17 protein-coding genes are annotated in these 22,692 nt (G+C 74.6%); 14 read left to right on the forward strand and 3 right to left on the reverse strand.

Annotation, left to right across the window (positions count from 1 at the left end; translation table 11 throughout):
* Window positions 1-177: 177 nt before the first annotated feature.
* Window positions 178-1,896, reverse strand: coding sequence for a hypothetical protein (locus AB0F98_RS30700; protein ID WP_357742821.1), 1,719 nt, complete (start codon window positions 1,894-1,896; stop codon window positions 178-180).
* Between AB0F98_RS30700 and AB0F98_RS30705 the strand changes: the two genes are divergently transcribed.
* A complete protein-coding gene (locus AB0F98_RS30705) occupies window positions 1,807-2,865 on the forward strand; it encodes a hypothetical protein (protein WP_357742812.1) in 1,059 nt (352 codons plus the stop codon). The genes AB0F98_RS30700 and AB0F98_RS30705 overlap by 90 nt on opposite strands.
* The gene (locus AB0F98_RS30710) at window positions 2,862-3,881 is read left to right on the forward strand and encodes an HAD-IIA family hydrolase (RefSeq protein ID WP_357742722.1); all 1,020 of its coding nucleotides are present in this window, start codon (window positions 2,862-2,864) and stop codon (window positions 3,879-3,881) included. Before AB0F98_RS30705 ends, AB0F98_RS30710 begins: the two co-directional genes overlap by 4 nt.
* 138 nt (window positions 3,882-4,019) lie before the next feature.
* Here the strand turns inward: AB0F98_RS30710 and AB0F98_RS30715 are convergent, their stop codons facing one another.
* A complete protein-coding gene (locus AB0F98_RS30715) occupies window positions 4,020-4,358 on the reverse strand; it encodes an SCP2 sterol-binding domain-containing protein (protein ID WP_357742725.1) in 339 nt (112 codons plus the stop codon).
* A gap of 113 nt (window positions 4,359-4,471) precedes the next feature.
* Here AB0F98_RS30715 and AB0F98_RS30720 point away from each other — a divergent pair, with 113 nt between their 5' ends.
* From AB0F98_RS30720 to AB0F98_RS30740, 5 genes are all read left to right on the forward strand, one after another.
* The gene (locus tag AB0F98_RS30720; RefSeq protein WP_357742728.1) at window positions 4,472-5,122 is read left to right on the forward strand and encodes a hypothetical protein; all 651 of its coding nucleotides are present in this window, start codon (window positions 4,472-4,474) and stop codon (window positions 5,120-5,122) included.
* A complete protein-coding gene (locus AB0F98_RS30725) occupies window positions 5,119-5,430 on the forward strand; it encodes a hypothetical protein (protein ID WP_357742731.1) in 312 nt (103 codons plus the stop codon). The genes AB0F98_RS30720 and AB0F98_RS30725 overlap by 4 nt, the downstream gene beginning before the upstream one ends.
* Window positions 5,431-5,443: 13 nt before the next feature.
* Entirely contained in the window at window positions 5,444-6,298 is an 855-nt protein-coding gene (locus tag AB0F98_RS30730) for a TlyA family RNA methyltransferase (RefSeq protein WP_357742735.1), read from the forward strand.
* A 94-nt stretch (window positions 6,299-6,392) separates the two neighbouring features.
* On the forward strand, window positions 6,393-7,277 hold the full coding sequence (locus AB0F98_RS30735; protein ID WP_357742738.1) for an NAD kinase: 885 nt from the start codon (window positions 6,393-6,395) through the stop codon (window positions 7,275-7,277).
* Window positions 7,278-7,654: 377 nt separating this feature from the next.
* Window positions 7,655-11,371, forward strand: a complete 3,717-nt coding sequence (locus tag AB0F98_RS30740; protein WP_357742741.1) for a S8 family serine peptidase — start codon at window positions 7,655-7,657, stop codon at window positions 11,369-11,371.
* A gap of 45 nt (window positions 11,372-11,416) precedes the next feature.
* Here the strand turns inward: AB0F98_RS30740 and AB0F98_RS30745 are convergent, their stop codons facing one another.
* Window positions 11,417-12,403, reverse strand: a complete 987-nt coding sequence (locus AB0F98_RS30745; protein WP_357742744.1) for a helix-turn-helix domain-containing protein — start codon at window positions 12,401-12,403, stop codon at window positions 11,417-11,419.
* A gap of 79 nt (window positions 12,404-12,482) precedes the next feature.
* On the opposite strand from AB0F98_RS30745, the gene recN reads away from it, so the two are divergent.
* The 7 genes from recN to AB0F98_RS30780 all read left to right on the forward strand — a co-directional run bounded on the left by recN (window position 12,483) and on the right by AB0F98_RS30780 (window position 22,610).
* Window positions 12,483-14,240, forward strand: a complete 1,758-nt coding sequence (gene recN / locus AB0F98_RS30750; protein ID WP_357742746.1) for a DNA repair protein RecN — start codon at window positions 12,483-12,485, stop codon at window positions 14,238-14,240.
* A gap of 119 nt (window positions 14,241-14,359) precedes the next feature.
* The gene (steA, locus tag AB0F98_RS30755; protein WP_357742749.1) at window positions 14,360-15,538 is read left to right on the forward strand and encodes a putative cytokinetic ring protein SteA; all 1,179 of its coding nucleotides are present in this window, start codon (window positions 14,360-14,362) and stop codon (window positions 15,536-15,538) included.
* Between the two features lie 25 nt (window positions 15,539-15,563).
* The gene (locus tag AB0F98_RS30760) at window positions 15,564-16,505 is read left to right on the forward strand and encodes a copper transporter (protein ID WP_357742752.1); all 942 of its coding nucleotides are present in this window, start codon (window positions 15,564-15,566) and stop codon (window positions 16,503-16,505) included.
* A gap of 49 nt (window positions 16,506-16,554) precedes the next feature.
* A complete protein-coding gene (locus AB0F98_RS30765) occupies window positions 16,555-17,421 on the forward strand; it encodes a hypothetical protein (protein WP_357742754.1) in 867 nt (288 codons plus the stop codon).
* Between the two features lies 1 nt (window position 17,422).
* Complete coding sequence (locus AB0F98_RS30770; protein ID WP_357742814.1) at window positions 17,423-19,132, forward strand: lipid II flippase MurJ; 1,710 nt, start codon at window positions 17,423-17,425, stop codon at window positions 19,130-19,132.
* Window positions 19,129-20,298 carry a glycosyltransferase family 4 protein gene (locus tag AB0F98_RS30775; RefSeq protein WP_357742757.1) on the forward strand — a complete coding sequence of 390 codons (1,170 nt, stop codon included), beginning with the start codon at window positions 19,129-19,131 and terminating at the stop codon, window positions 20,296-20,298. The genes AB0F98_RS30770 and AB0F98_RS30775 overlap by 4 nt, the downstream gene beginning before the upstream one ends.
* Window positions 20,298-22,610, forward strand: coding sequence for a hypothetical protein (locus AB0F98_RS30780; protein ID WP_357742760.1), 2,313 nt, complete (start codon window positions 20,298-20,300; stop codon window positions 22,608-22,610). Before AB0F98_RS30775 ends, AB0F98_RS30780 begins: the two co-directional genes overlap by 1 nt.
* Window positions 22,611-22,692: the final 82 nt, after the last annotated feature.

Consider the following 22,692-nt stretch of genomic DNA (forward strand, 5'->3'; position numbering starts at 1 on the left):
TTAACATTCCAACCCCGAAAGAAACCCCACCCCGCGCCGTTGTTCCTGCCCTGGGGTGGGTGTGGGATTTTCGCCCCCCCCGGCAAATTTTCCCCGGGGGGGGCCCCCCCAGCGGGGGCGCCCCTCGACTGCGTAGCGCCGCAGGTGGCGCAATCAGGAAGGATGTACCCCGTGAGTTCAGGACCGCAGGGCAGCGACCGCCCCCGCCGTCAAGACGACCGTACGGACCGGTCGGGCGGGCGTGACCGGACGCCGCGGCGTGACGACCGCGACCGGCCGCCGTACCGCGGAGACCGCGACAACCGCGGCGGCTCGCGTGGGTACGCCGGCGACCGCGAGGGCGGCTTCCGCGGCGGCGACCGCCGTGAGGGCGACCGGGACCAGGGGTTCCGTGGCGGCGATCGCCGTGGCGCCGATCGGGACTCGCAAGGCTTCCGCGGCGGCGAGCAGCGCGGCGGATTCCGGCGTGACGACCGCGAGGGCGGTTTCCGCGGCGGCGACCGTCGCGAGGGTGGCTTCCGTGGCGGGGACCGTGAACGTGGTTACCGCGGCGGCGACCGCGCCGGCGGGTTCCGGTCCGGCGACCGCCCGGGTGGCTTCCGCCCCGCTGATCGGGACGCCCAGTTCCGCGGTGGCGACCGTGAAGGTTTCCGTGGCGGTGAGCGCCGCGAGGGCGGTTTCCGCGGTGGCGACCGCCGTGAGGGCGGCTTCCGCGGTGGCGACCGTGAGGGCGGTTTCCGCGGTGGCGACCGCCGTGAGGGCGGCTTCCGCGGTGGCGACCGTGAAGGTTTCCGTGGCGGTGACCGTCGCGAGGGCGGCTTCCGTGGTGGCGACCGCCGGGAAGGTGGTTTCCGCGGCGGTGACCGTGACACCCGTGGCGGTGAGCGCCGCGAGGGCGGTTTCCGCGGCGGTGACCGTCGCGAGGGCGGTTTCCGTGGCGGTGACCGTGAGGGCGGTTCCCGCGGTGGCGACCGTCGCGAGGGTGGCTTCCGTGGCGGTGACCGTGACACCCGTGGCGGTGAGCGCCGCGAGGGCGGTTTCCGTGGCGGTGACCGTGACACCCGTGGCGGTGAGCGCCGCGAGGGTGGTTTCCGTGGCGGTGACCGTGACACCCGTGGCGGTGAGCGCCGCGAGGGTGGCTTCCGTGGTGGTGACCGTGACACCCGTGGCGGTGAGCGCCGCGAGGGTGGCTTCCGTGGTGGCGACCGTGAGGGCGGTTTCCGCGGTGGCGACCGCCGCGAGGGCGGTTTCCGTGGCGGTGACCGTGACACCCGTGGCGGTGAGCGCCGCGAGGGTGGCTTCCGTGGTGGCGACCGTGAGGGCGGTTTCCGCGGTGGCGACCGCCGGGAAGGTGGCTTCCGCGGCGGTGACCGTGACAGCCGTGGTGGTGACCGCCGTGAGGGTGGCTTCCGTGGCGGCGACCGCGAGGGCGGTTTCCGGGGCGGCGATCGTGACACCCGTGGCGGTGAGCGCCGCGAGGGTGGCTTCCGCGGCGGTGACCGTGACAGCCGTGGCGGTGAGCGCCGCGAGGGCGGTTTCCGCGGCGGTGACCGTGACAGCCGTGGTGGTGAGCGTCGCGAGGGTGGCTTCCGCGGTGGCGACCGCGAGGGCGGGTTCCGGGGCGGCGAGCGGCCGCGTCGGGATGAGCGCCGGTTCGAGGACCGCCGGGGTGAAGGCAGCTACGGTGGCCGTCGTGACGAGGGCGGGCCGGAGCGGGCTGCGGGCGACCGCGTCGCCGCTCCCGCGCTGCCCGACGAGATCGTCGCGACCGATCTCGACAAGGACGTCCGCGCCGAGCTGCTGTCGCTGGCCAAGCCGGTCGCGGAGACGGTCGCCCGGCACCTGGTTGCGACCGGTGTGCTGATCGACGAAAACCCGGCCGAGGCGCTGGCGCATGCGTTGGCCGCCCGCCGGCTGGCGTCCCGGATCGCCGCCGTACGGGAGGCGGTCGGGCTGGCCGCGTACCACGCGGGAGAGTGGCAGACCGCGATCGCCGAGCTTCGGACGTACCACCGGATGACCGGGTTGCAGAGCCACATCGCGGTGCTGGCCGACTGCGAGCGCGCGCTCGGCCGCCCGGAGCGGGCCATCGACCTGTTCCGCGGCGCCGACCGAGACGCTCTCGACCCCGCGACCTCCATCGAGCTGCTGATCGTCGCCGCCGGTGCGCGAGGTGACCTCGGGCAGAAGGACGCCGCAGTCGCGATGCTCCAGGTGCGTGAGCTGACCAGCGACACGACCGAGCCGTGGACGGCGCGGCTGCGCTACGCGTACGCCGACGCGCTGCTCGCGGCCGACCGGCGCGAGGAGGCACGGGAATGGTTCTCCCGCGCTGCCGAGGTGGACACCGACGGAGAGACCGATGCCGCCGAACGGCTGCTCGAGCTCGACGGCGTGCTCATCGAGGGCGACGACGAGGACGAGGAGACGGCGGAGGAGATCGCTGCGGGGCCGGGTACGCCCGGCGCGGTGCCGGCCCAGCCGGATGCCGACCTGGTCGCGAACGACGACGACGCCGACGAGGACGACGCCGACGACGACGAGGACGCCGACGACGACGAGGACGACGACGCCGACGACGACGAGGACGACGACGCCGACGACGACGAGGACGACGACGCCGACGACGACGAGGACGACGACGAGGACGACGCCGACTCCGACGAGGACGACGATGCGGACTCCGACGAGGACGACGCGGACTTCGACGAGGACGACGCCGACGAGATGCGGCCGGCCGAGGGTGAGCGGGTGACTCGCGACGACGTGGTCGGCAGGGGCGGGCCGGACGACCCGGACCTCGCCGCGCGGGCCGGGGCGGAGGCTCCGGTGGGTGACGACGAGACGGGTCCGGTCGCCCGGTGACGGGAAACGCCGGGGCGCGGCTGGTCGACGGGTACGCCCAGGTCGTCTTCGACCTGGACGGTGTGATCTACCTGATCGACCGGCCGATCCCCGGCGCCGTCGAGGCCGTCGGCCGGCTGCACGCCGAGGGGCGGGCGGTCGCTTACGCCACGAACAACGCCTCACGCCGGTCGAGTCAGGTCGCCGAACTGCTCAGCGGCATGGGTGTGCCGGCCCGGCCGGAAGAGGTGCTCACCAGCGCGGCCGCGGCCGCGGAGCTGCTTCGGGACCGGTTGCCGGCCGGTGCCCCGGTGCTCGTGGTCGGCGCCGAGGCGCTGCGTGCCGAGATTGCCGCGGTCGGGCTCGTGCCGGTCGATCGGGCCGAGGACTCCCCGCAGGCGGTCGCGCAGGGGTACGGGCCGCAGGTCGGCTGGACCGACCTGGCCGAGGCCACGGTGGCGGTCCGGGCCGGCGCGACCTGGGTCGCCACGAACACCGACCGCACGCTGCCCAGCGCCCGTGGTCCGCTGCCCGGCAACGGCTCTCTGGTGGCCGTCGTGCGTACCGCGCTCGGCCGGGACCCGGACGTGGTGGTGGGTAAGCCCGAGCCGGAACTGTTCGCCACCGCCGCCCGCCGTGTCGACGGTGGCCGGACGCTGGTCGTCGGCGACCGGCTGGACACCGACATCGAGGGCGCCCGCAGGGCAGGGCTGGACAGCCTGCTCGTGCTCACCGGCGTCAGCGACGTACCCGAATTGCTCGCCGCCGAGCCGGCGCGCCGGCCTACGTACGTCTCGCGGGACCTGGCCGGGCTCTTCGACCCGGCGGCGGTGGTGCGAGTGCCCGGTCCGACGGACGCCGGCGGTTGGTCGGTGACGGCGCGGGACGGCGGACTGGAGCTCAGCGGCGCTGGGGCCCCGCTGGGCGCGCTCGCCGCCTTGTGTGCCGCGGCCTGGTCGGCGCCCTCGGTGCCACCGATCCGGGCCGCGTCGGCGGACGTCGCTCGTGTGCTGGCCTCGCTCGGCCTTCCCGTCTGAGCACCCGCCGCCCTCGACCACGCGGCCGCGTCGCGTCAGTGCGCGCTGCATCGAAGCCCGGGTGGACGTCGTCGGCACGAGACGTCCCGCTGGCGGTGCGTGACCCGGTGGCCTCCGCCGGGATCGACGTGCCCGTCGTCAGAGCAGCTTGCGGAGCTTCAGCAGGTCGAACGGGTTGGCCTTGATCGATACGCGGCGGGAGGCCACCGCCCGGCCGATGTCGAGGTCGCCGCGCACGAGCGCGACGAGGTCGTCGCTGCTGGTGTTCAGGGCGATCTTGGCCTTCGGGTCGTCGCCGTCGGTGAGGTCGATCAGCCGGCCGCCGGTGAGACGACCGTGGAAGGCGGTGTCGAGGTCCGTGATCCGGCAGGCGAGTGTGCGGTCCAGGTCGACACGCTCCCGTACCGTCTCGGCGTTGCGGTCCAGCCGGGCGGCGAGCTCCTGCAACGCCTGCCGACACTCGTCCACGCTGGCCACTCGTCGTCTCCTCACCGTGAGCCACGCCGTCCTCGGCACCGTACCGCACGGGCCGGTCACCGGTGCCCGGTAGCGTGACACCTGCACACCCCGCCCCGCGGAAGGACTCAGGCATGCAGGACGCGTGGCGCGCCTACCTCGAGTTGGCCATGGGCCTGACGGAGGCGCCCCGGAAGAAGGCCCAGGACGTGGTGCGCCGGGTCGTCGGTTCGGGTGGCACGACAGCCGCCCAGCTCCAGGCGCTCGGCGAGGAACTCGTCTCCACCGGCATGGCGAATCGCGAAGCGCTGACCAAGCTCGTCCGCTTCGAGGTCGACCGTGCGCTCGGGCGGGTCGGGCTCGCCACCGCCGAAGAGGTCGCCGAGCTGACCCGACGGGTGCAGGACCTGGAGCGGCAGCTGCGGGAGGCGCGCTCGGCCGGCGTCGGCACGAGCCGGACCGGGGCGCCCGCCGGTGGCCCGCCGCACGCTCCCGCCCCGGTGCCCGCGCCGGAGAGCGGCGACGCGACGGCCGGTGGGCCGCCGCCTCCCGCCGGTCCGGTGCCGTCCGCCGAGTCGCTCTCCGCCCCGGTCGCCATGTCGCCGGCGAAGAAGACGGTCGCGAAGAAGGCTGTGGCGAAGAAGGCGGTCGCGAAGAAGGCCGGGCCCGGCAAGGCCGTGATGCGCCGCTCACCCGGAACGGTCAGCCCGACCGGTGGGGACGCCGAGCCGGCGCACCCGCCGAAGAAGGCCGTTCGCAAGCAGCAGCCGGGCGGTGCCGAGTGACCGTTCCGTACCGTCCGGGTCCGCCGCCCGGCGGCTCGCCCGGGCCCCGGCCCGGGCCGCCGTCCGGTGGCCTGCCCGCCGCGCGGCCCGGCCCACCGGCGGGAGCGCGCCCCGGGCTGCCGACGCCCGGTGTGCGCCCGGCGCCGCCGTCCGCCGATGATCTCGACGGGCAGGGGCACCCCGCGGTCGATGCGGCCGTGCAAGCGATGATCAACGCCTCGTCGCTCGCACCGGCCGACCAGATCGCCCAGTACGAGGCGGCGTACGAGACGCTGCGCGAGACCCTGGCCAGCATCGACCAGGCCTGAGACCGGAGAACGAATGGCACGTCGCAACCGGCTGGACGCCGAGCTCGTCCGCCGTGGCCTGGCCCGCTCCCGTGAGCAGGCTGCCGCGCTGGTGGAGGCCGGCCGGGTCCAGCTGCGCGGGGTACCGGCCCGCAAACCGGCCGCGATGGTCGACCCCGCCGACGCGCTGCTGGTCACCGGTGCGGATCCGGCCCTGGAGTACGTCTCCCGAGGCGGCCACAAGCTGGCGGGCGCGCTGGAGGCGTTCGGTGGGCTGACCGTCACCGGCCGGCGTTGCCTGGACGCCGGCGCGTCGACCGGTGGCTTCACCGACGTGCTGCTGCGCGCCGGCGCCGCCGAGGTGGTGGCCGTGGACGTCGGCTACGGCCAGCTCGCCTGGCCGCTGCGCACCGACGAACGGGTCCGGGTCTTCGAGCGGACCAATGTGCGCACGCTCGGCCCGGACACGATCGGCGGCCCGGTCGACCTGACCGTGGCGGACCTGTCGTTCATCTCGCTGCGGCTGGTACTGCCGGCGCTGGCCGGCTGCACCAGACCGGACGGTGATCTGGCGCTGATGGTCAAGCCGCAGTTCGAGGTCGGCAAGGAGCGGGTGGGTGCCGGCGGGGTGGTGCGTGACCCGGAGTTGCGCGCCGAGGCGGTGCTCGACGTGGCGGCGGCCGCCGCGCAGCTGGGCCTGGGTCTGGCCGACGTGGCCGCGAGTCCCCTGCCGGGGCCGAGTGGCAACGTGGAGTTCTTCGTATGGTTACGCCGGGACGCGCCGCCGGCCGACCCGCAACGGGTGCGGGCGGTGGTGGCGGCCGGGCCGCGGGGCCCGGTGACGCCCGGTGACGTGCCGGGCACGGCGGCGGAGGAGGTCGCAGGGTGAACGCGAGCAGCGGAGGTAGCGCGGCGGGCCGATCGGCCCGGGGGAGAGTCCCGGCGGATGCCCTGCGGCGTCCGGTGGCGACGAGGTGGGCCCGGTGACCCGGACCGCGCTACTGGTCACCCACACCGGTCGGCGGCGCAGCACCGAGCACGCCCGGGCGGTCGCCGCCGACCTGATCGCCGCCGGCTTCGAGGTGCGCGTCGTCGCCGAGGAGGCCGACGACCTCGACCTGCCCGGCGTCGTCCCGGTCACCGGCCTGGAGGCCGCCGAGGGCGCTGAGATCGTCTTCGCGCTCGGCGGGGACGGCACGTTCCTGCGTGCGGCGGAGCTGGCACGGCCGGCCAAGGTGCCGCTGCTCGGCATCAACCTCGGCAAGGTCGGCTTCCTCGCCGAGGCGGAGATCGGCGACCTGGACAGCGCGGTCCGCGACGTGGTCGCCCGGAACTACACGGTCGACGAGCGGCTCACCCTCGACGTCACCGCCGAGTTCGACGGCGGGCCGACGATCGAGTCCTGGGCCCTCAACGAGATCAGCGTCGAGAAGGGGGAGCGGGCGCAGATGCTCGAGCTCCTCGTCGACGTGGACGGCCGGCCGCTGTCCCGGTACGGCTGCGACGGTGTGGTCTGCGCGACCCCCACCGGCTCCACCGCGTACGCCTTCTCCGGTGGCGGGCCGGTGGTGTGGCCGGAGGTGGAGGCGTTGCTGCTGGTGCCGATCAGCGCACACGCGTTGTTCAGCCGGCCGCTGGTCACCGCGCCCACGTCGACGTTCGCGATCACCGTGGATCCGTTCACCACGCTCGCGGTGATGAGCTGCGACGGCCGACGGGTGTACGACCTGCCGCCGGGCGCCCGGGTGACGGTGCGCCGGGGTGCGCTGCCGGTGCGGATCGTCCGGCTGCGGGACCGCCCGTTCACCGATCGGCTGGTGGCCAAGTTCGCGCTGCCGGTGCAGGGGTGGCGCGGCTCGCGTCGCTGAACGGCACCGCCCACGCTCCGGCGCCCGCCGTTGCGGTGCCGGGGTGGTCCCGATCGGACTCGACCCCGCCGAGGCCGGGGTGCGCGGCGCCGGCCGACGCCCCGCCCCATTCGCTGGGCGCCGGCCGGCTCTCGGCCCCACTCGCTGGGCACCGGCCGGTGTCCGGCCCTTCCGCTCCGCGCATCGGCGCGACCCGAACCAGGCTGTCCGTAACCTGTCGGACACGCGGCGGTCGTTCCGTCGTGGCCGATGTGTCCACCTGGCGACATGTCGCCGGTGCGGCGTGCGCCAGCTAGTGACCACCACGTGATCTCCGTCGCAGACTCCGATCGGTCGCCCCCGAGGGGTGCCGATTCTGGAGTAGAGGAGCGCATCTCATGCACTGGTCCCCACGCTGGCTCGCCGCCGGCGCGGTCGGGGCACTGGTGGTCGGGCTCGCCGCACCGGCGTCAGCCGATCCGCCCGCCCGGCCCGCCGGCCCGAGCCCGGCCCCGCCCGCCCCCGGCGCTGCGCCCGCCCGCATCACCCTGATCACCGGTGATCAGGTCGAGCTCGCCCAGGCAGCCCCCGGACGCGTCGCCGCCACGGTCCACCCGGGACCCGGTCGTGAGCGGATCACCTTCCAGACCGTGTCGGCCGACGGTGGGCTGCGGGTGCTGCCCAGCGACGTCGTGCCGTACGTCTCCGCAGGGGTGCTCGACGCCGACCTGTTCGACGTGGAGGAGCTCGTCGCACAGGGGTACGGCGACGCCGCCCAGGGCAGCCTGCCGCTGATCGTCCGCTACCAGGAGCCGGCCGCCGGTCGGGTCCGGCCGCTGGCCGGCGACGCCGCCCGGCCGCTGGAGAGCATCAACGGGGCCGCGCTGCGCGTCGACAAGGGTGAGCTCGACGAGCTGTGGAGCACCCTGCGGAGCACGCCGGCCGGCCGTACGACCGCCAGCGGGGCGGCGCGGCTCGGCGCCGGCATCGCCCGGGTGTGGCTGGACGGGCGGGTCCACCCGGCGCTGGAGCACAGCGTGCCGCAGATCGGCGCCCCGACCGCCTGGGCGGCCGGCCGCGACGGTAACGGTGTCGAGGTCGCGGTCCTCGACACCGGCGTCGACGCCACCCACCCCGACCTCGCCGGGCGGATCGCCGAGGCGCAGGACTTCACCGGCAGCGGCAGCACCCGCGACGGACACGGCCACGGCACCCACGTGGCGGCCACCATCGCCGGTAGCGGCGCGGCCTCCGACGGGCTGCGCAAGGGCGTCGCGCCCGGTGCGAAGCTCCTCGTCGGAAAGGTGCTCGACGACTCCGGCTCCGGCTACGACTCGGGGATCATCGCGGGCATGGAGTGGGCCGCCCACTCCGGCGCCAAGGTGGTCAGCATGAGCCTCGGCGGTCCGGCCACCGACGGCACCGACCCGATGAGCCAGGCGGTCAACGACCTCACCGCCGAGACCGGCACGCTCTTCGTGATCGCCGCCGGCAACGAGGGCGCCGCACAAACCGTCGGCAGCCCCGGCGCGGCCACCTCGGCGCTCACCGTCGGCGCGGTCGACCGCAACGACGACCTGGCCGTCTTCTCCAGCCGCGGCCCGCGGGTCGGCGACAACGGCCTGAAGCCGGAGATCACCGCCCCGGGTGTCGACATCGTCGCGGCCCGCGCCGCCGGCACCAGCATGGGTACGCCGGTGGGCGACGCGTACACGACCGCGTCCGGGACGTCGATGGCCACCCCGCACGTCGCGGGCGCCGCCGCCATCCTCGCCCAGGAGCACCCGGACTGGACCGCCGGCAAGCTCAAGGACGCGCTGGTCAGCACCGCGAAGAACAATCCCGAGCTGACCGTCTTCGAGCAGGGCGGCGGCCGGGTAGACGTGGCCCGGGCGCTGGGCCAGCGGGTGTACGCCTCGGCCACCGCCGACTTCGGCCGCCTGGCGACCGGCGGCCCGGTGGCCGAGCGGACCGTCACGTACAGCAACGGCACCGACGCGCCGCAGACCCTGCGTCTGGCGCTTCAGCTGCGCAACCTGGACAGCGGCGCGGAGGAGACCGACGGGGTGTCGTTCGGCGGCACCGAGGTGACCGTGCCGGCCGGCGGCAGCGTGGCCGTCCCGCTGCGCGCCGACCCGACGAAGCTGGACCGCGGCCCGCACGGTGGCTGGCTGGTGGCCACGGGCGCGGACGGCGTCGCCGTACGCACGGCCGTCGGTCTGACCCTCAGCGGCCCGATACACACCGTCACGCTGCGTGCGGTGGACATGGCCGGGCAGCCCGGACTGGCGACGGTGCTCACCCTGTTCGGCGAGCACCCCGAGTCCGACTACCTCGGCTGGGTTCCGGGCGAGTCGCAGGTGCAGGTCGAGGAGGGCCCGTACCTGCTGCAGGCGCTGTTCGAGCACGGCGCGCCGCTGGACGAGCAGCTCACTCTGGTCACCGACCCGGAGCTGACTGTCGACCGGGATCTCACGGTGGTGCTCGACCCGCGCAAGGGGACCCCGGTGCGGATCGAGACGCCGAAGCCGACCGAACAGCGCGCGGTCATCAGCTTCTACGAGCACCGGGTCTTCGGCAACGGCCGCCAGGTCGACCACGGCACGATGGCGTTCAGCACGGTGCAGCAGGTCAACGTGACGCCGACCCGGCCGGTACGTCAGGGCGAGTTCGAGTTCTCCTCCCGCTGGCAGCTCGTCGCGCCGATGGTCGACGCCAGGTTCAGCAAGGTCTCCGGGCCGCTGGACATCAACCTGATGGGTCAGTCGCCGGCGCCGGCTGGCCGGCGGAAGCTGCCGGTCGTCTGGGGCGGCGGCGGCACGCCCGCCGAGTTGACCCGGGCCCGGGGCGCTGCCGTCATCGTCGAGGGCAGCGCGGACCGCGCCGAGGACGACCAGATCGCCGCGGCGGCGGCCGCCGGAGCGGCGGCGGTGTTCATCGTCCGGCCGGCCGATTTCAGCGCGTGGACGGTCTGGCGACCCACCGGCGATCGCCTGCCGGTCACGTCCATGGCGGTGGCGCACGACGACGGGCAGAAGTTGATCGCGGCGGCGAAGACCGGCCGGGCGACGGTCGACCTCACGCTGACGGTGGACAGCCCCTACCTGTACGACGTGTGGCAGGTGTCGAAGGGGCGGGTCCCGGAGAAGATCGTGTACAAGGTGACCGCGGCGAACACCGCCGAGGTCGACGCCCGCTACGGCGACACCGGGGGATTCGACTGGGCCAACGAGCAGCGGTTCGGCTGGCGGCCGTGGCAGGAGTACTCGTGGAACGACGACCAGCGGATGGTGCGTACCGGCACCACCCGGCAGGAGTTCGTGAGTTCCGGTGACTCGTGGTGGCAGCAGCGGGTGCTGCACAAGTTGCAGTTCTCGTGGGGACCGCTGCTCGGTGGTCTGACCGAGCAGCCGCGGCGGTACGCCGCCGACGACCGGATCGCCGCGAGCTGGTACGCCCCGGTGGTGCGTCCGGCCGTTCCGGCCGGTGGGCCGGCGCCGACGCGTACCGGCGACGAGCTCGACCTGCGGGTGTTGGAGTTCGTCGACGCCGACGGCCACTACAGCCCGGCCGGCGCCGGCGAGGAGCAGGACACCGTGCAGGCCCGGCTCAGCCGCGACGGCGAGCAGATCGCCGACCTGTCCGGCGGTTGGGTGCCCGTGCCGACCACCCCGGGTCCGGCGCGCTACCGGCTGGACGTCACCACCGCGCGTTCCTCGGACGAGTGGGTGCACGCCACGCGTACGGAGACGGCGTGGCAGTTCACCTCGGCCCGGCCGACCGGGGACGCGGCGCAGCCGCTGCCGCTGCTGCAGGTGGACTACGACCTGCCGGCAGACCTGCACGGCGAGGTGGCGGGCCGTAAGGCGCACAAGCTCGGGCTGACCCTGCGCCAGCCGGCGGGGGTGGCCGAGCCGGCCGGTACCACGCTGCGCGTCGAGGTCTCCTTCGACGGCGGCGACAGCTGGCGGCCGGCGTCGGTGAAGGGCTCGGGTACCCGGTTCACGGCGACGGTGCCGGCCGGACACGGCACGGTGTCGCTGCGGGTGCACGCCGGCGACCGCGCCGGCAACACGGTCGACCAGACCGTGATCGACGCGTACGGCCTGCGCTGACGCGGGTGGGGGCGGGACGGGCACGTCCCGCCCCCACCACCGGTCTCAGAGCCAGCCGCGCCGGGCGGCCTGGAAGGCCAACCCGGGCCGGGTGTCCACCCCGGCGGCCGTCATCAGGTCGGCCAGCCGCCGTTGCACGGTACGACGGCTCACGCCCAGCTGGGAGGCGATGGACTTGTCCGGGACGCCGGCCACGAAGAGCGCGAGCAGCCGGGTCTCGTCGGCGTCCGGCCGGTAGTCGTCACCGGCCGGTTCGTGCACCGGTGTGCCGGTCGAGCGAAGCGGTGTGGCGATGCGCCAGTGGCTCTCGAAGAGGGCGAGCAGCGCGTCGAGCAGCTGGCTGCGGCCGATGACCGCGGCGCTCGTCTCGCCGCTGGCCCCGTCCGGCACCAGCGGGCAGATCGCCGTGCGGGCGTCCACGATGGCCAGCCGCACCGGCAGCCGGTCGAGCACGCGGGCCTGCTCGCCGGCCCGGACCCCGTTCTCGAGGTCCTCCAGCGCGCCGGGTTCGAGGAGCATTTCTCGCTCGTAGATGGCCCGGTAGCGCACCCCGCGGGCCAGCGCGTCGAACTCCTCGAGGTTGTCCTGCCCGGCCATCGCCAACGGGTTGGCGCGGCAGAACCACAACACCTCGTCGCGGGCGCCGTTCTGCAGGTCACGCAGGCGTTCCCGGAGCGCCCCGGCGCCTCGGACGACCTCCACCAGGTGCGCTGCGTCGTGCCGGCGCATCCCGGCCCGGTACTCCTCGGTCAGCTGGTTGACCGCCGCTCGGGCCGTTTCCAGCGCCTCCTGCCGGCGCAGCAGCGCCGCGCCGAGCGGCACATCGGGCGCGAGCGGCCGCAGCGGGGCGTCCGGATCCGGTCCGGCGGGCGGCACCAGCCCCTTGCCGCGCAGCGCCTCCAGCTGCGTCAGCACCTCGGTACGGGGCCAGCGCAGCCGCTCGACCAGCTCGTCGACCCGGGCGGCCGTGAGCCGCACCAGAGCGCGGTAGAGCTGCTCCTCACCGGGGGTCAGGCCGATCACCTCAAACACGGAGCTGAACTGTACGAGCCGCCCGACGTGGGCTCGTCGGCTGGTCAACTGTCGGACTGCGCGTCTACTGTCAGGTGCTGTGCTGGAGGAGCTGCGCATCACCGGACTGGGCGTCATCGAGGACACCACGCTGCCGTTGACCGGCGGCATGAACGTCATCACCGGCGAGACCGGTGCGGGCAAGACCATGGTGGTGACCGGCCTCGGCCTGCTCTTCGGCGGTCGGGCCGACGCCGGGCGCGTGCGGGCCCAGCCGGGCCGTGCCGTGGTGGAGGGGCGGCTGCGCCTGACCGGCCGGGTCGCCGAGACGGTGCACGCCCGCATCACCGACGCCGGCGGTGAACCGGACGAGGACGGCTCGCTGCTGCTGAGCCGCACGGTGACGGTCGAGGGTCGATCCCGGGCGCACGTGGGTGGCCGCAGCATGCCGGTGTCGATGCTGGGCGAGGTCGGTGAGCAGGTGGTCGCCGTGCACGGCCAGTCGGACCAGCTGCGGCTGCTGCGTCCGGCCGAGCAGCGGGCCGCGCTCGACCGGTTCGCCGGCCCGGAGCACGAGAAGCTGCTCGAGACGCTGCGTGAGGCGTACACCGGGTGGCGGCGGGTGGTCGACGACCTGGCCGACCGGCGGCGCAACGCCCGCGAGCGTCACCAGGAGGCCGACCTGCTGCGGCTGGGGCTCGACGAGATCACCAGGGTCGACCCGCAGCCGGGCGAGGACGACGAGCTCAAGGCCGAGGCGCAGCGGTTGGAGCATGCCGAGGGGCTGCGCACCGCGGCACAGGTCGCCCAGCAGTGCGTCGCCGGCGGCGCGGAGGCGGCCGACGACACCCCGGACGCCACGGCTCTGCTCGGCGCCGCCCGGCGGGCACTGGAGGCGCAGACCGGCACCGACCCGGCGCTGGGTGACCTGGCGGCACGGCTGGAGGAGGCGGCCACCCTGGTCACCGACGTCTCCGCCGAGCTGTCGACCTACCTCGCCTCGCTCGACGCCGACCCGGCCCGGTTGCAGACCGTCTACGAGCGGCGGGCCGCGCTGCGCGCGCTGACCCGCAAGTACGCGGACGACGTCGACGGGGTGATCGCCTGGGCCGAGCGGGCCCGCACCCGACTGTCCGAGCTGGACACGTCCGACGAGTTCCTCGACGAGTTGGAGCGGGAGGGGCAGCGGCTCGCCGCCGAGGTGGCGGAGCTGGCCGGCCGGGTGTCGGTCTCCCGACAGGAAGCGGCCCACCGGTTCGCCGAGCAGGTCACGGTCGAGCTGGCCGGGTTGGCCATGCCACACGCCCGGATCGAGGTGGCGGTGCTGCCCCGGCCGGCCAATCGGGCGGAGCCCACCCTGACGGTCAACGGGTCGGAGGTCGGCGTCGGCTCGGACGGTGGTGACGAGGTCGAGCTGCGGTTGCTGGCCCACCCGGGCGCGCCGTCACTGCCGTTGCAGCGGGGCGCCTCCGGTGGTGAGCTGTCCCGGGTCATGCTCGCCATCGAGGTGGTCTTCGCCGGCTCCGGCGGCCCGCCCACGCTTGTCTTCGACGAGGTCGACGCCGGTGTCGGCGGCCGGGCGGCGGTGGAGATCGGGCGCCGGCTGGCCCGGCTGGCTCGCAGTCACCAGGTGCTGGTCGTCACCCACCTGCCGCAGGTCGCCGCGTTCGCCGACCGGCACCTGGTGGTCGCGAAGGACACCGGGGGCGCGGTGACCACCAGCGGGGTGCGTGTGGTGGAGGACACAGAACGGGCCCGCGAACTCGCCCGGATGCTCGCAGGTTTGCCGGACTCGGATCTGGGTATCGCACACGCAGAGGAGCTTCTGGCCGTGGCGGCCAAGGAAAGGCGGGCGTGACCCGCGGTATTGTGAGCGCAAGCACACCAGCCTGCGCTCTGGTGTGCTTCCCTGGGTAGGCGGCCCTGCTCAGGCATGTCGCGACAGAAATCCCTGCCTCACATGCCAGGATGGTCAGGATGCGTCTACCCACGTTGCGCCGGACCCGGAACGCCGAACCGGGCAGTGTCCTCGGCACCGCACGTCTGGACCGCCGTACGAAGCGGCTGGTCGGCCGGCTCCGCCCCGGCGACATCGCGGTGATCGACCACGTCGACGTGGACCGGGTTGCCGCCGACTCGCTGGTCGCCGTCGGCGTCGCGGCCGTGCTCAACGCCAAGCCGTCGGTCTCCGGGCGCTACCCGAACCTCGGCCCCGAGGTGCTCATCGGCGCGGGCATCCCGCTCCTCGACGACCTGGGCGAGGGCATCTTCGAGCAGATCCGCGAGGGCGACACCGTGCGGATCGAGGGCAACACGGTCTACGTCGGCGACGAGCCGGTGGCGCACGGCGCCCTGCAGGACGCCGAGACGGTGGCCAAGGCGATGGCCGACGCCCGGGAAGGGCTGTCGGTGCAGTTGGAGGCGTTCGCCGCCAACACCATGGACTACCTCAAGCAGGAACGGGACCTGCTGCTCGACGGTGTCGGCGTACCCGAGATCCAGACCCAGATCCAGGGCCGGCACTGCCTCATCGTGGTCCGTGGCTACGACTACAAGGCCGACCTGGACGTGCTGCGCCCGTACATCCGGGAGTTCAAGCCGGTGCTCATCGGCGTCGACGGCGGGGCCGACGCGCTGGTCGAGGCGGGCTACACCCCCGACCTGATCATCGGTGACATGGATTCGGTCACCGACGACGTGCTGCGCTGTGGCGCCGAGGTGATCGTGCACGCGTACCCGGACGGGCGGGCGCCCGGCCTGCCCCGGGTCACCGCGCTCGGCGTGCCGGCGGTGACCTTCCCGGCCGCCGCGACCAGCGAGGACCTCGCCATGCTGCTCGCCGACGAGAAGGGCGCCTCGTTGCTGGTGGCCGTCGGCACACACGCCACCCTGGTCGAGTTCCTCGACAAGGGTCGAGGCGGTATGGCCTCGACGTTCCTCACCCGGCTGAAGGTCGGCGGCAAGCTGGTCGACGCCAAGGGCGTGAGCCGGCTCTACCGGCAGAGCATCTCCGGCTCCTCGCTGCTGCTGCTGGTGCTCTCGGCCGTCGCCGCGCTGGCCTCCGCGGTGGCCGTCTCCACGGTCGGAAAGGCGTACCTGGGCGTGGTCTCCGAGTGGTGGGACAATTTCGTCTTCCAGCTCGGCCAGCTCTTCTAGCTCCGACGATCAAGAGGCTGCAAGCGTGATCAATTTCCGCTACCACGTGGTGTCGCTGACCGCCGTGTTCCTGGCGCTGGCCATCGGCCTGGTGGTCGGCACGGCCGCTCTCAACGGCCCGGTGGCCGACTCGCTCAAGGAGCAGGTCACCGCTCTGCGCAAGGACAACCAGCAGATGCGCCAGACCGTCAACAACATGGAGAAGGAGCTGGAGTCGGAGGAGAGCTTCGCGGCGGAGATGTCGCAGGTCGTGCTCCCCGGCAAACTCACCGGCCGCCGGGTCCTGGTGCTCAGCCTGCCCACCGGGCGGGACCACACCGAGGGCGTGCTGAAGATGCTCCAGCTGGCCGGCGCGAACGTCACCGGCCGGGTGGACCTGCAGGACAAGTTCATCAACCCGGACAACAACAACAACCTGCTGGAGCTGGCGGTGACCGCGGTCCGGCCGACCAGCGCGCAGACCAGCACCCTGCCCGGCAACGGCCAGGGTGTGGAGACCTCCAGCGCGCTGCTGGCCAGCGTGCTGCTCGACCGGGGGGCGGGTGTCCCCGCGGTCAGCGACGCCGACCGGCGGGCGGTGCTGGCCGCGTACACCAACGACGGCTACCTCACCACCGAGGACCGGATCAGCGGGCCGGCGGAGGCCGTCGTGGTGGTCAGCGGCCAGCCGTACGTGGACAAGGACTCCGCCAAGAAGGACGAGTCGGTGGTGAAGGTCGCCGAGCAGTTCGACCGGACCGGCGCGATCGTGGTCGGCGGCAACGGTTCCGACGGCGGCAACCTCGTGGCGAGCGTGCGTGGCGACGCCGTGCTCTCCCAGTCGATCTCCACCGTCGACAACGCGAACACCATCCAGGGCCAGTTGGTCACCACTCTCGCGCTGGTGCAGCAGCTCACCGAGAAGAAGGCCGGCCAGTACGGCGTGGGCAACAGCGCCGAGTCGCAGCTGCCTAAACTGCCCCAGTGAGCGAACCACGTACCCGGATACCCGTCGACGAACCGATCGGAGAGACCGCGTGAGCATGCTGGGCCGGCTGCTGACCGTCGGCGCCGGGGCGGTCGCCGCCCGGTACGCGCTGCGCGCGGTGCGCACCTCCCCGGCCGGGCCGGCGCTTGCGCGTACCAACTTCCGGGGCCGCCCGGTGAGTCTCGCGGCGGGCCCGGCGCTCGCCGTCGGCGCGTCCGGCGCGGCGGCGCTCGGCGCCACCAGCGTGGCTTCCGGCGCCGCGAGCATGGTCGCCGGCCTCGGCGCGGGCGCGGTGGGGCTCTACGACGACGTGGTCGGCGCCCGGCCCGAGCAGAAGACGGCGAAGGGCTTCGCCGGTCACCTCGCCGCGCTGCGCGAGGGGCGGGTCACCGCCGGCCTCATCAAGATCGTCGGGGTGGGTGCCGCCGGGCTCGGCGCGGCCGCGCTGCTCGCCGCCGATCCCCGGGTCGCCGGGCACCGTCGCCGGGCACGGCTGGGCGCGCTCGGCCGCGACGCGGACGTGCTCCTCGGCGCCGGCGTGGTCGCCGGCACCGCGAATCTGCTCAACCTGCTCGACCTGCGTCCCGGCCGGGCGCTCAAGTCCGGTCTGCTGCTCGGCGCGCCGCTGGCCGGCGGCCCGCACGGCGGGATCGCGGCCGGGGCGGCCGGGGCGGCCGCCGGGCTGCTCCCGGACGACCTCGGCGAGGAGGTGATGCTCGGCGACAGCGGCGCGAACGCCCTCGGTGCGGTGCTCGGCGTCGCGCTCGCCGCCCGCACCGGCCCGCTGGGCCGGGCCGGTCTCCTCGCCGTGCTGGCCGGTCTCACCGCGGCCAGCGAGAAGGTCAGCTTCACGCAGGTGATCCAGCGGACACCGGGGCTGCGTGAGCTCGACGCGCTGGGCCGCCGCGCCGACTGACGTGACCAGACCGGCACCCCTCGCCGGCGCCGGCCGAGTGGCCGGAGCAGCCGCGCTCATCGCCGTCCTCACCGTCGTCAGCCGCCTGGCCGGCTTCGGCCGCACCTCCGTGTTCACCTGGGCGCTGGCCGACACCGATCTCGGTGGCACCTACGTGGTCGCGAACAACCTGCCGAACATCGTCTTCGAGATCGTCGCCGGTGGGGCGTTGGCCAGTCTCGTCGTACCGCTGCTGGCCGGTGCGGTGGAGGCGGGCGACCGGCGGGCGGTGAGCGCCACCACCAGCGCGCTGCTGACCTGGACGCTCAGTCTGCTCGTGCCGCTGGCCGTGGTCGTGGCGCTGCTCGCCCACCCGCTGATCGGGCTGCTCGGTGGCGGCCTCAACGCCGAGCAGCAGCAGGTGGGGGCGCGGATGCTGCTGCTCTTCGCGCCCCAGTTGCCGCTCTACGGCGTCGGTATCGTGCTCACCGGGGTGCTCCAGGCGCATCGACGGTTCGCCTGGCCGGTGATCGCTCCGCTGCTCTCGAGCCTCACCGTGATCGCCGTCTACCTCGGCTTCACCGCCTGGCAGGGGCAGCTCGCCACGGTCGGATCGGTGAGCCGAGGCGGTGAGCTGCTGCTCGCCGGTGGCACCACGCTCGGCGTGGTGGTGCTCTCCCTGTCGCTGCTGATACCGCTGCGCCGGCTCGGGCTGCGCCTGCGACCCGGTTTCCGGTTCCCAGCCGACGTCCGGGCCCGGGTCGGTGGGCTGGCCACGGCCGGGATCGTGGCCGTCACGGCGCAGCAGATCGCCGTGGCGATCGCCCTCCACCAGGTCACCTTCGGGTCCCGTTCCAACCCGGGTGCCTACAACATCGCGCAGACCGTCTACTTCCTGCCCTGGGCGGTGCTGGCCGTGCCGCTGGCGGTGGCCGCGTACCCGACGCTGGTGGCCGCCCGAGCGGCCGGCGACGAGCGGGCCTACCAGCAGACCCTGGCCCCGGCGGTGCGCGGAGTGGTGCTGTTCAGCCTGCTCGGCGCCGCCGCGCTGGCCGGCACGGCGCAACCGGTGGGACAGTTCTTCTTCGCCCATTCCCCGCACACCGCCGCGACCACCGCGGCGGCGATCATCGGCTTCGCACCCGGCCTGCTCGGCTATGGCCTCTTCGCCGTGCTCACCCGGGCCCTCTACGCGCGCGGCACGACCAGGTCGGCGACTCTCGCCACCGCGGTCGGCTGGCTGGCCGTACCGGCGCTGGCGATCCTGCTCGGGCGCCTGCTGCCCCTCGCCGACCGGGTGCTGGCGGTGGCGCTGGCCAACTCGGCCGGGATGCTGCTGCTGGGCGGGCTGCTGATCATCGCGGTGCGCCGGACGGCGGGTTCCGCGGCGCTGGCCGGTACGCCCCGGGCAGCGGCGGCCGGGCTGCTCGGCGGGCTCGCCGGGGCGCTCGCCGGTGTGAGTGTGCTCCGGTGGCTCGACACGCCGGGTGACGGCACCCCGACGATGGGGGCGGCACTCGGTCAGGGCATGCTGTCCGGAGTTCTGGTCGGCGTCGTGTTCCTCGCCGTGGTCTGGCTCGTCGACCGGCAGGCCGTACGACCGCTGCTCGCCGGGGTGCTGCGACGACTGGGCCGCGGCGGTGCGCGGAGACGCGGGAACGCGGGCGAAGCACAGGAGCAGGACGGCAGCCCTCCGGAGCGGGGTGACGGGAAGGAGACGGTGTCCGGGTGAGCGCGGCGACGGAACCGACACCCGGCTGGCCGGGCAGCGTGGCGCTGCTGCTCGCCTCCAGCACCGGCGGCGTGGGACAGCACGTCCGGTCGGTGGCGCGCGGGCTCACCGCCGCGGGTGCCACGGTGCTGGTCTGCGGGCCGGCGGCCACCCAGGAGCAGTTCGACTTCACCGGCGTCGGAGCGCGCTTCCAGCCGGTCGAGATCCCCGCCAAACCGACCCCGGCCGACGCTCGCGCGGTCGCCGCCCTGCGCCGCGCCCTGGCGGCCACGCCGGTGGACGTGGTGCACGCGCACGGCCTGCGGGCGGGGCTCGTCGCGGTGCTCGCCCGGCCCACGGCGCCGGTCGTGGTCACCTGGCACAACGCGGTGCTCGCCGGTGGGATGCGCGGCGCGGTGTCCCGCCTCGTCGAGCGGGTGGTGGCCCGGGGTGCCCGGGTCGCGCTCGGCGCCTCCGCCGACCTGGTCGACCGGGCCGCGGCGCTCGGCGCCGCCGATGCCCGGCTCGCCCCGGTCGCGGCACCCGCCCTGCCCGCCTCGCGCCGTCGTCCGGCCGCGGTCCGCGCCGAGTTCGGCGTCCGCGCTGAGCAGCCACTGATCCTCTCGGTCGGTCGGCTGCATCCGCAGAAGCGGTACGACGTGCTGATCGAGGCGGCTGCGCGGTGGCGTACCCGCGACCCGGCGCCGGTCGTGGTGATCGCCGGCAGCGGCCCGGCGTACCTGGCGCTGGCCGCGCGGATCTCGGCGGCCCGGGCGCCGGTGACCCTGCTCGGTCACCGCACCGACGTGGCGGACCTGCTCGCCGGTGCCGACCTGGCCGTGGTCACCAGCGACTGGGAGGCCCGGCAGCTCTTCGCGCAGGAGGCGCTGCGTGCCGGCGTACCGCTGGTGGCGACCGCGGTCGGCGGACTGCCGGACCTCGTCGGTGACGCGGCGGTGCTGGTGCCGCCCGGCGAGGTGGACGCCGTCGACGCCGCGGTACGGGAACTTCTCGACGACGCGGATCGGCGGGCCGCGCTGGGCCGGCGCGGCGCGGAGCGGGCCGCCACCTGGCCCACCGAGGCGGACACCGTCGCCACGCTGGCGGCGCTCTACGCCGAACTCGCCGCGCACCCCCACGGCCCGGCCGCCGCCGGCGTCGACGCACCCGGGTCGGGACCACGCTGATGCTGCGCCGACTTCTCCCCGCCGTGCTGAGCCTCATGGTGGTGGTGCTCGGCATCACGGCGCTCGCCGCCCGCCCGCAGCGCAGCGTTCCGCACCGCACCGCCGACTTCGTGGTCATCGCCGGGGTCGCGGGGTTGCGGTGGGAGGACGTGGACCCGCAGACCACGCCCACGCTGTGGCGGATGGCCGAGCAGGGCTCCATCGGTTCCCTGTCGGTCCGCTCCGCACACCGCCCCACCTGCCCGGTGGACGGCTGGCTGACCCTCGGTGCCGGCAGCTTCGCCGCGTGGTCCGGTAACCGGCCCGCCGGCAGCTGCCCGGCCCAGACGGTGGCCGTGGAGCGGCCCGACGGCAACGGGGCGAACCTGCCCGACCAGGAGACCGTGGTCCACTTCAACCAGGAACAGCTGCCGTGGGGCGCCGTGCCCGGATCACTCTCCGAGTCGGTGCGCTGCTCGGTGGCGGTCGGCTCCGGCGCCGCGGTGGCCGCCGCCCGGCCGTTCGGTCGAGTGGACCGGTACGCGCCGGCGCTGCCGGACGACCCGACGCAGCTGCTCGGCTCCTGCGTGCTCAGCATCGTCGACCTCGGCACCGTCGACGGCACCACGAAGGCGCAGCGGGTGGCGGCTGCCCGGGCGGCCGACCGGCAACTGGCCCGGGTGCTCGCCGCCCGTCCACCGCGTTCGCTGGTGCTGGTCGCCGGGATCTCCGACACCGACCGGTCGGCCCGGCTGCACGTGGCGGTCGCCGACGGGCCGGGCTGGGAGGGCGGGTGGCTGACCTCCCCGACCACCGGCCGGGACGGATACCTGCAACTCGTCGACCTCGCGCCGACGGCGCTGGCCGCGCTGGGCAGACCGATGCCGGAGCGTCCTTTCGTGGGTCGCCCGGCCGTGGCCGTGGACGGTCGCCCGGCCCTGGCCGACGCGATCGCTCAACCGCTGGACGCCGAACGGGAGGCGGCGAACCAGCGGGGCGTCGCCAGCGGGTTCTTCGCCCTGCTCGCCGCTGCCCTGACGCTGCTGGCCGTGGCGGTGCTGCCGCTGCTGCGCCGGGCGCGCCGGCACGCCGGCCCGTACGGCCCGGAGCCGGTCTCGCGGCGGGTGGTGGCGCTGGTGGAACTGCTCCTCATCGCCGCCGCCCTGGCGGTGCCGGCCGCGCTGCTCGCCGACGCGGTGCCGTGGTGGCGGGCGGACCGGCCCGGCCTGGCGTTCTCCGGGGTGACCGCCCTGTTGGTCGTCGCCGGTACCGCAGCGGTCCGGTTCGTGCCGGGCTACCGCAGCACCCTCGGGCCGTTGGGCGCGGTCGCCGCCCTCACCGCGCTCGTCGTGGGAGCCGACGTGGTGACCGGGTCGCGGTTGCAGCTCAACGGGGTCGTGGGCTACTCGGCGCAGGCGGGTGGCCGGTACGCCGGGCTGGGCACCGTCGGGCTCGGGGTGTTCCTGGCCGCCGCGCTGCTGAGCGCGGGTTGGCTCGCCCAGCACGTACGCAAGGGTTGGCGGCCGGCGGTGATGGTGGCGGTCACCGGGCTCGCCGTGGTGATCGTGGGTAGCCCGTACCTGGGTGCGGATCCGGTCGGGGCGATCGCGTTGACCGCCGGACTCAGCGTCGCGGCGGTGATCAGCACGGGCGGCTGGTTGACGGTGAGCCGGTTGGCCTGGGCGGTCGTGGCCGCGATGGCGGTCACCATCGGCGTCACGGTGGTGGATCTGCGCCGCCCGGCGGCGGAGCGGGGCAGCCTCGGTCGTTTCCTGGCCGCCATCGGCGACGGCTCCGGCGGACTCACCCTGCACCGTTCCAGCACGGCCAACTTCGACACCCTCGTGAGCAGCCCGCTGACCGTGCTGGCCCTGGCCGGCGCGTTGCTGGTGTGGTTCGCCCTGTTGCAGCCCTGGGGCGGGCTGATGCGGCTGTTCGGCATCTACCCGGCGATCCGGGCGGCGATGGCCGGCACCGCCGTGGCGGCGGTCATCGGCGGTGTGCTCGGCGGCGTGGCGCTGGACGTGGCCGGCGCGGCGGCCGCCCTGGTGGTGCCGATGGCGGCGTTGGCCGCGCTGCGGGTGCTGGACCACTCGACCGACCGGACCGTGCCGGCCGCCGAGCGGACCCGTGCCGAGGACGCGGGTGCTGCCGGCGACGGACCGGCCGACCCGTCCAACCCGCCGGCCCGTCCGGCCCCGTCCGGGCAGGAGCCACCGGCCGCGGACCGGGGTACGGGTTCCGGCACGACCGCCGAACCGGGCGAGGCCCGGGCCGACCGGCGCCCGACGGTGCCGTCGCCCCGGCCGTCGCACCCGGTCACCGCGCGCTGACCGACCGCTGATCGCCTCGTCGTGGCGGCCGTGACCTCGGTGCGGCCTGCGTCCCACCGCCGTAGAGGTGTTACCGTGGAAT

The organism is Micromonospora sp. NPDC023737 (assembly GCF_040639715.1).
Lineage (GTDB): Bacteria > Actinomycetota > Actinomycetes > Mycobacteriales > Micromonosporaceae > Micromonospora.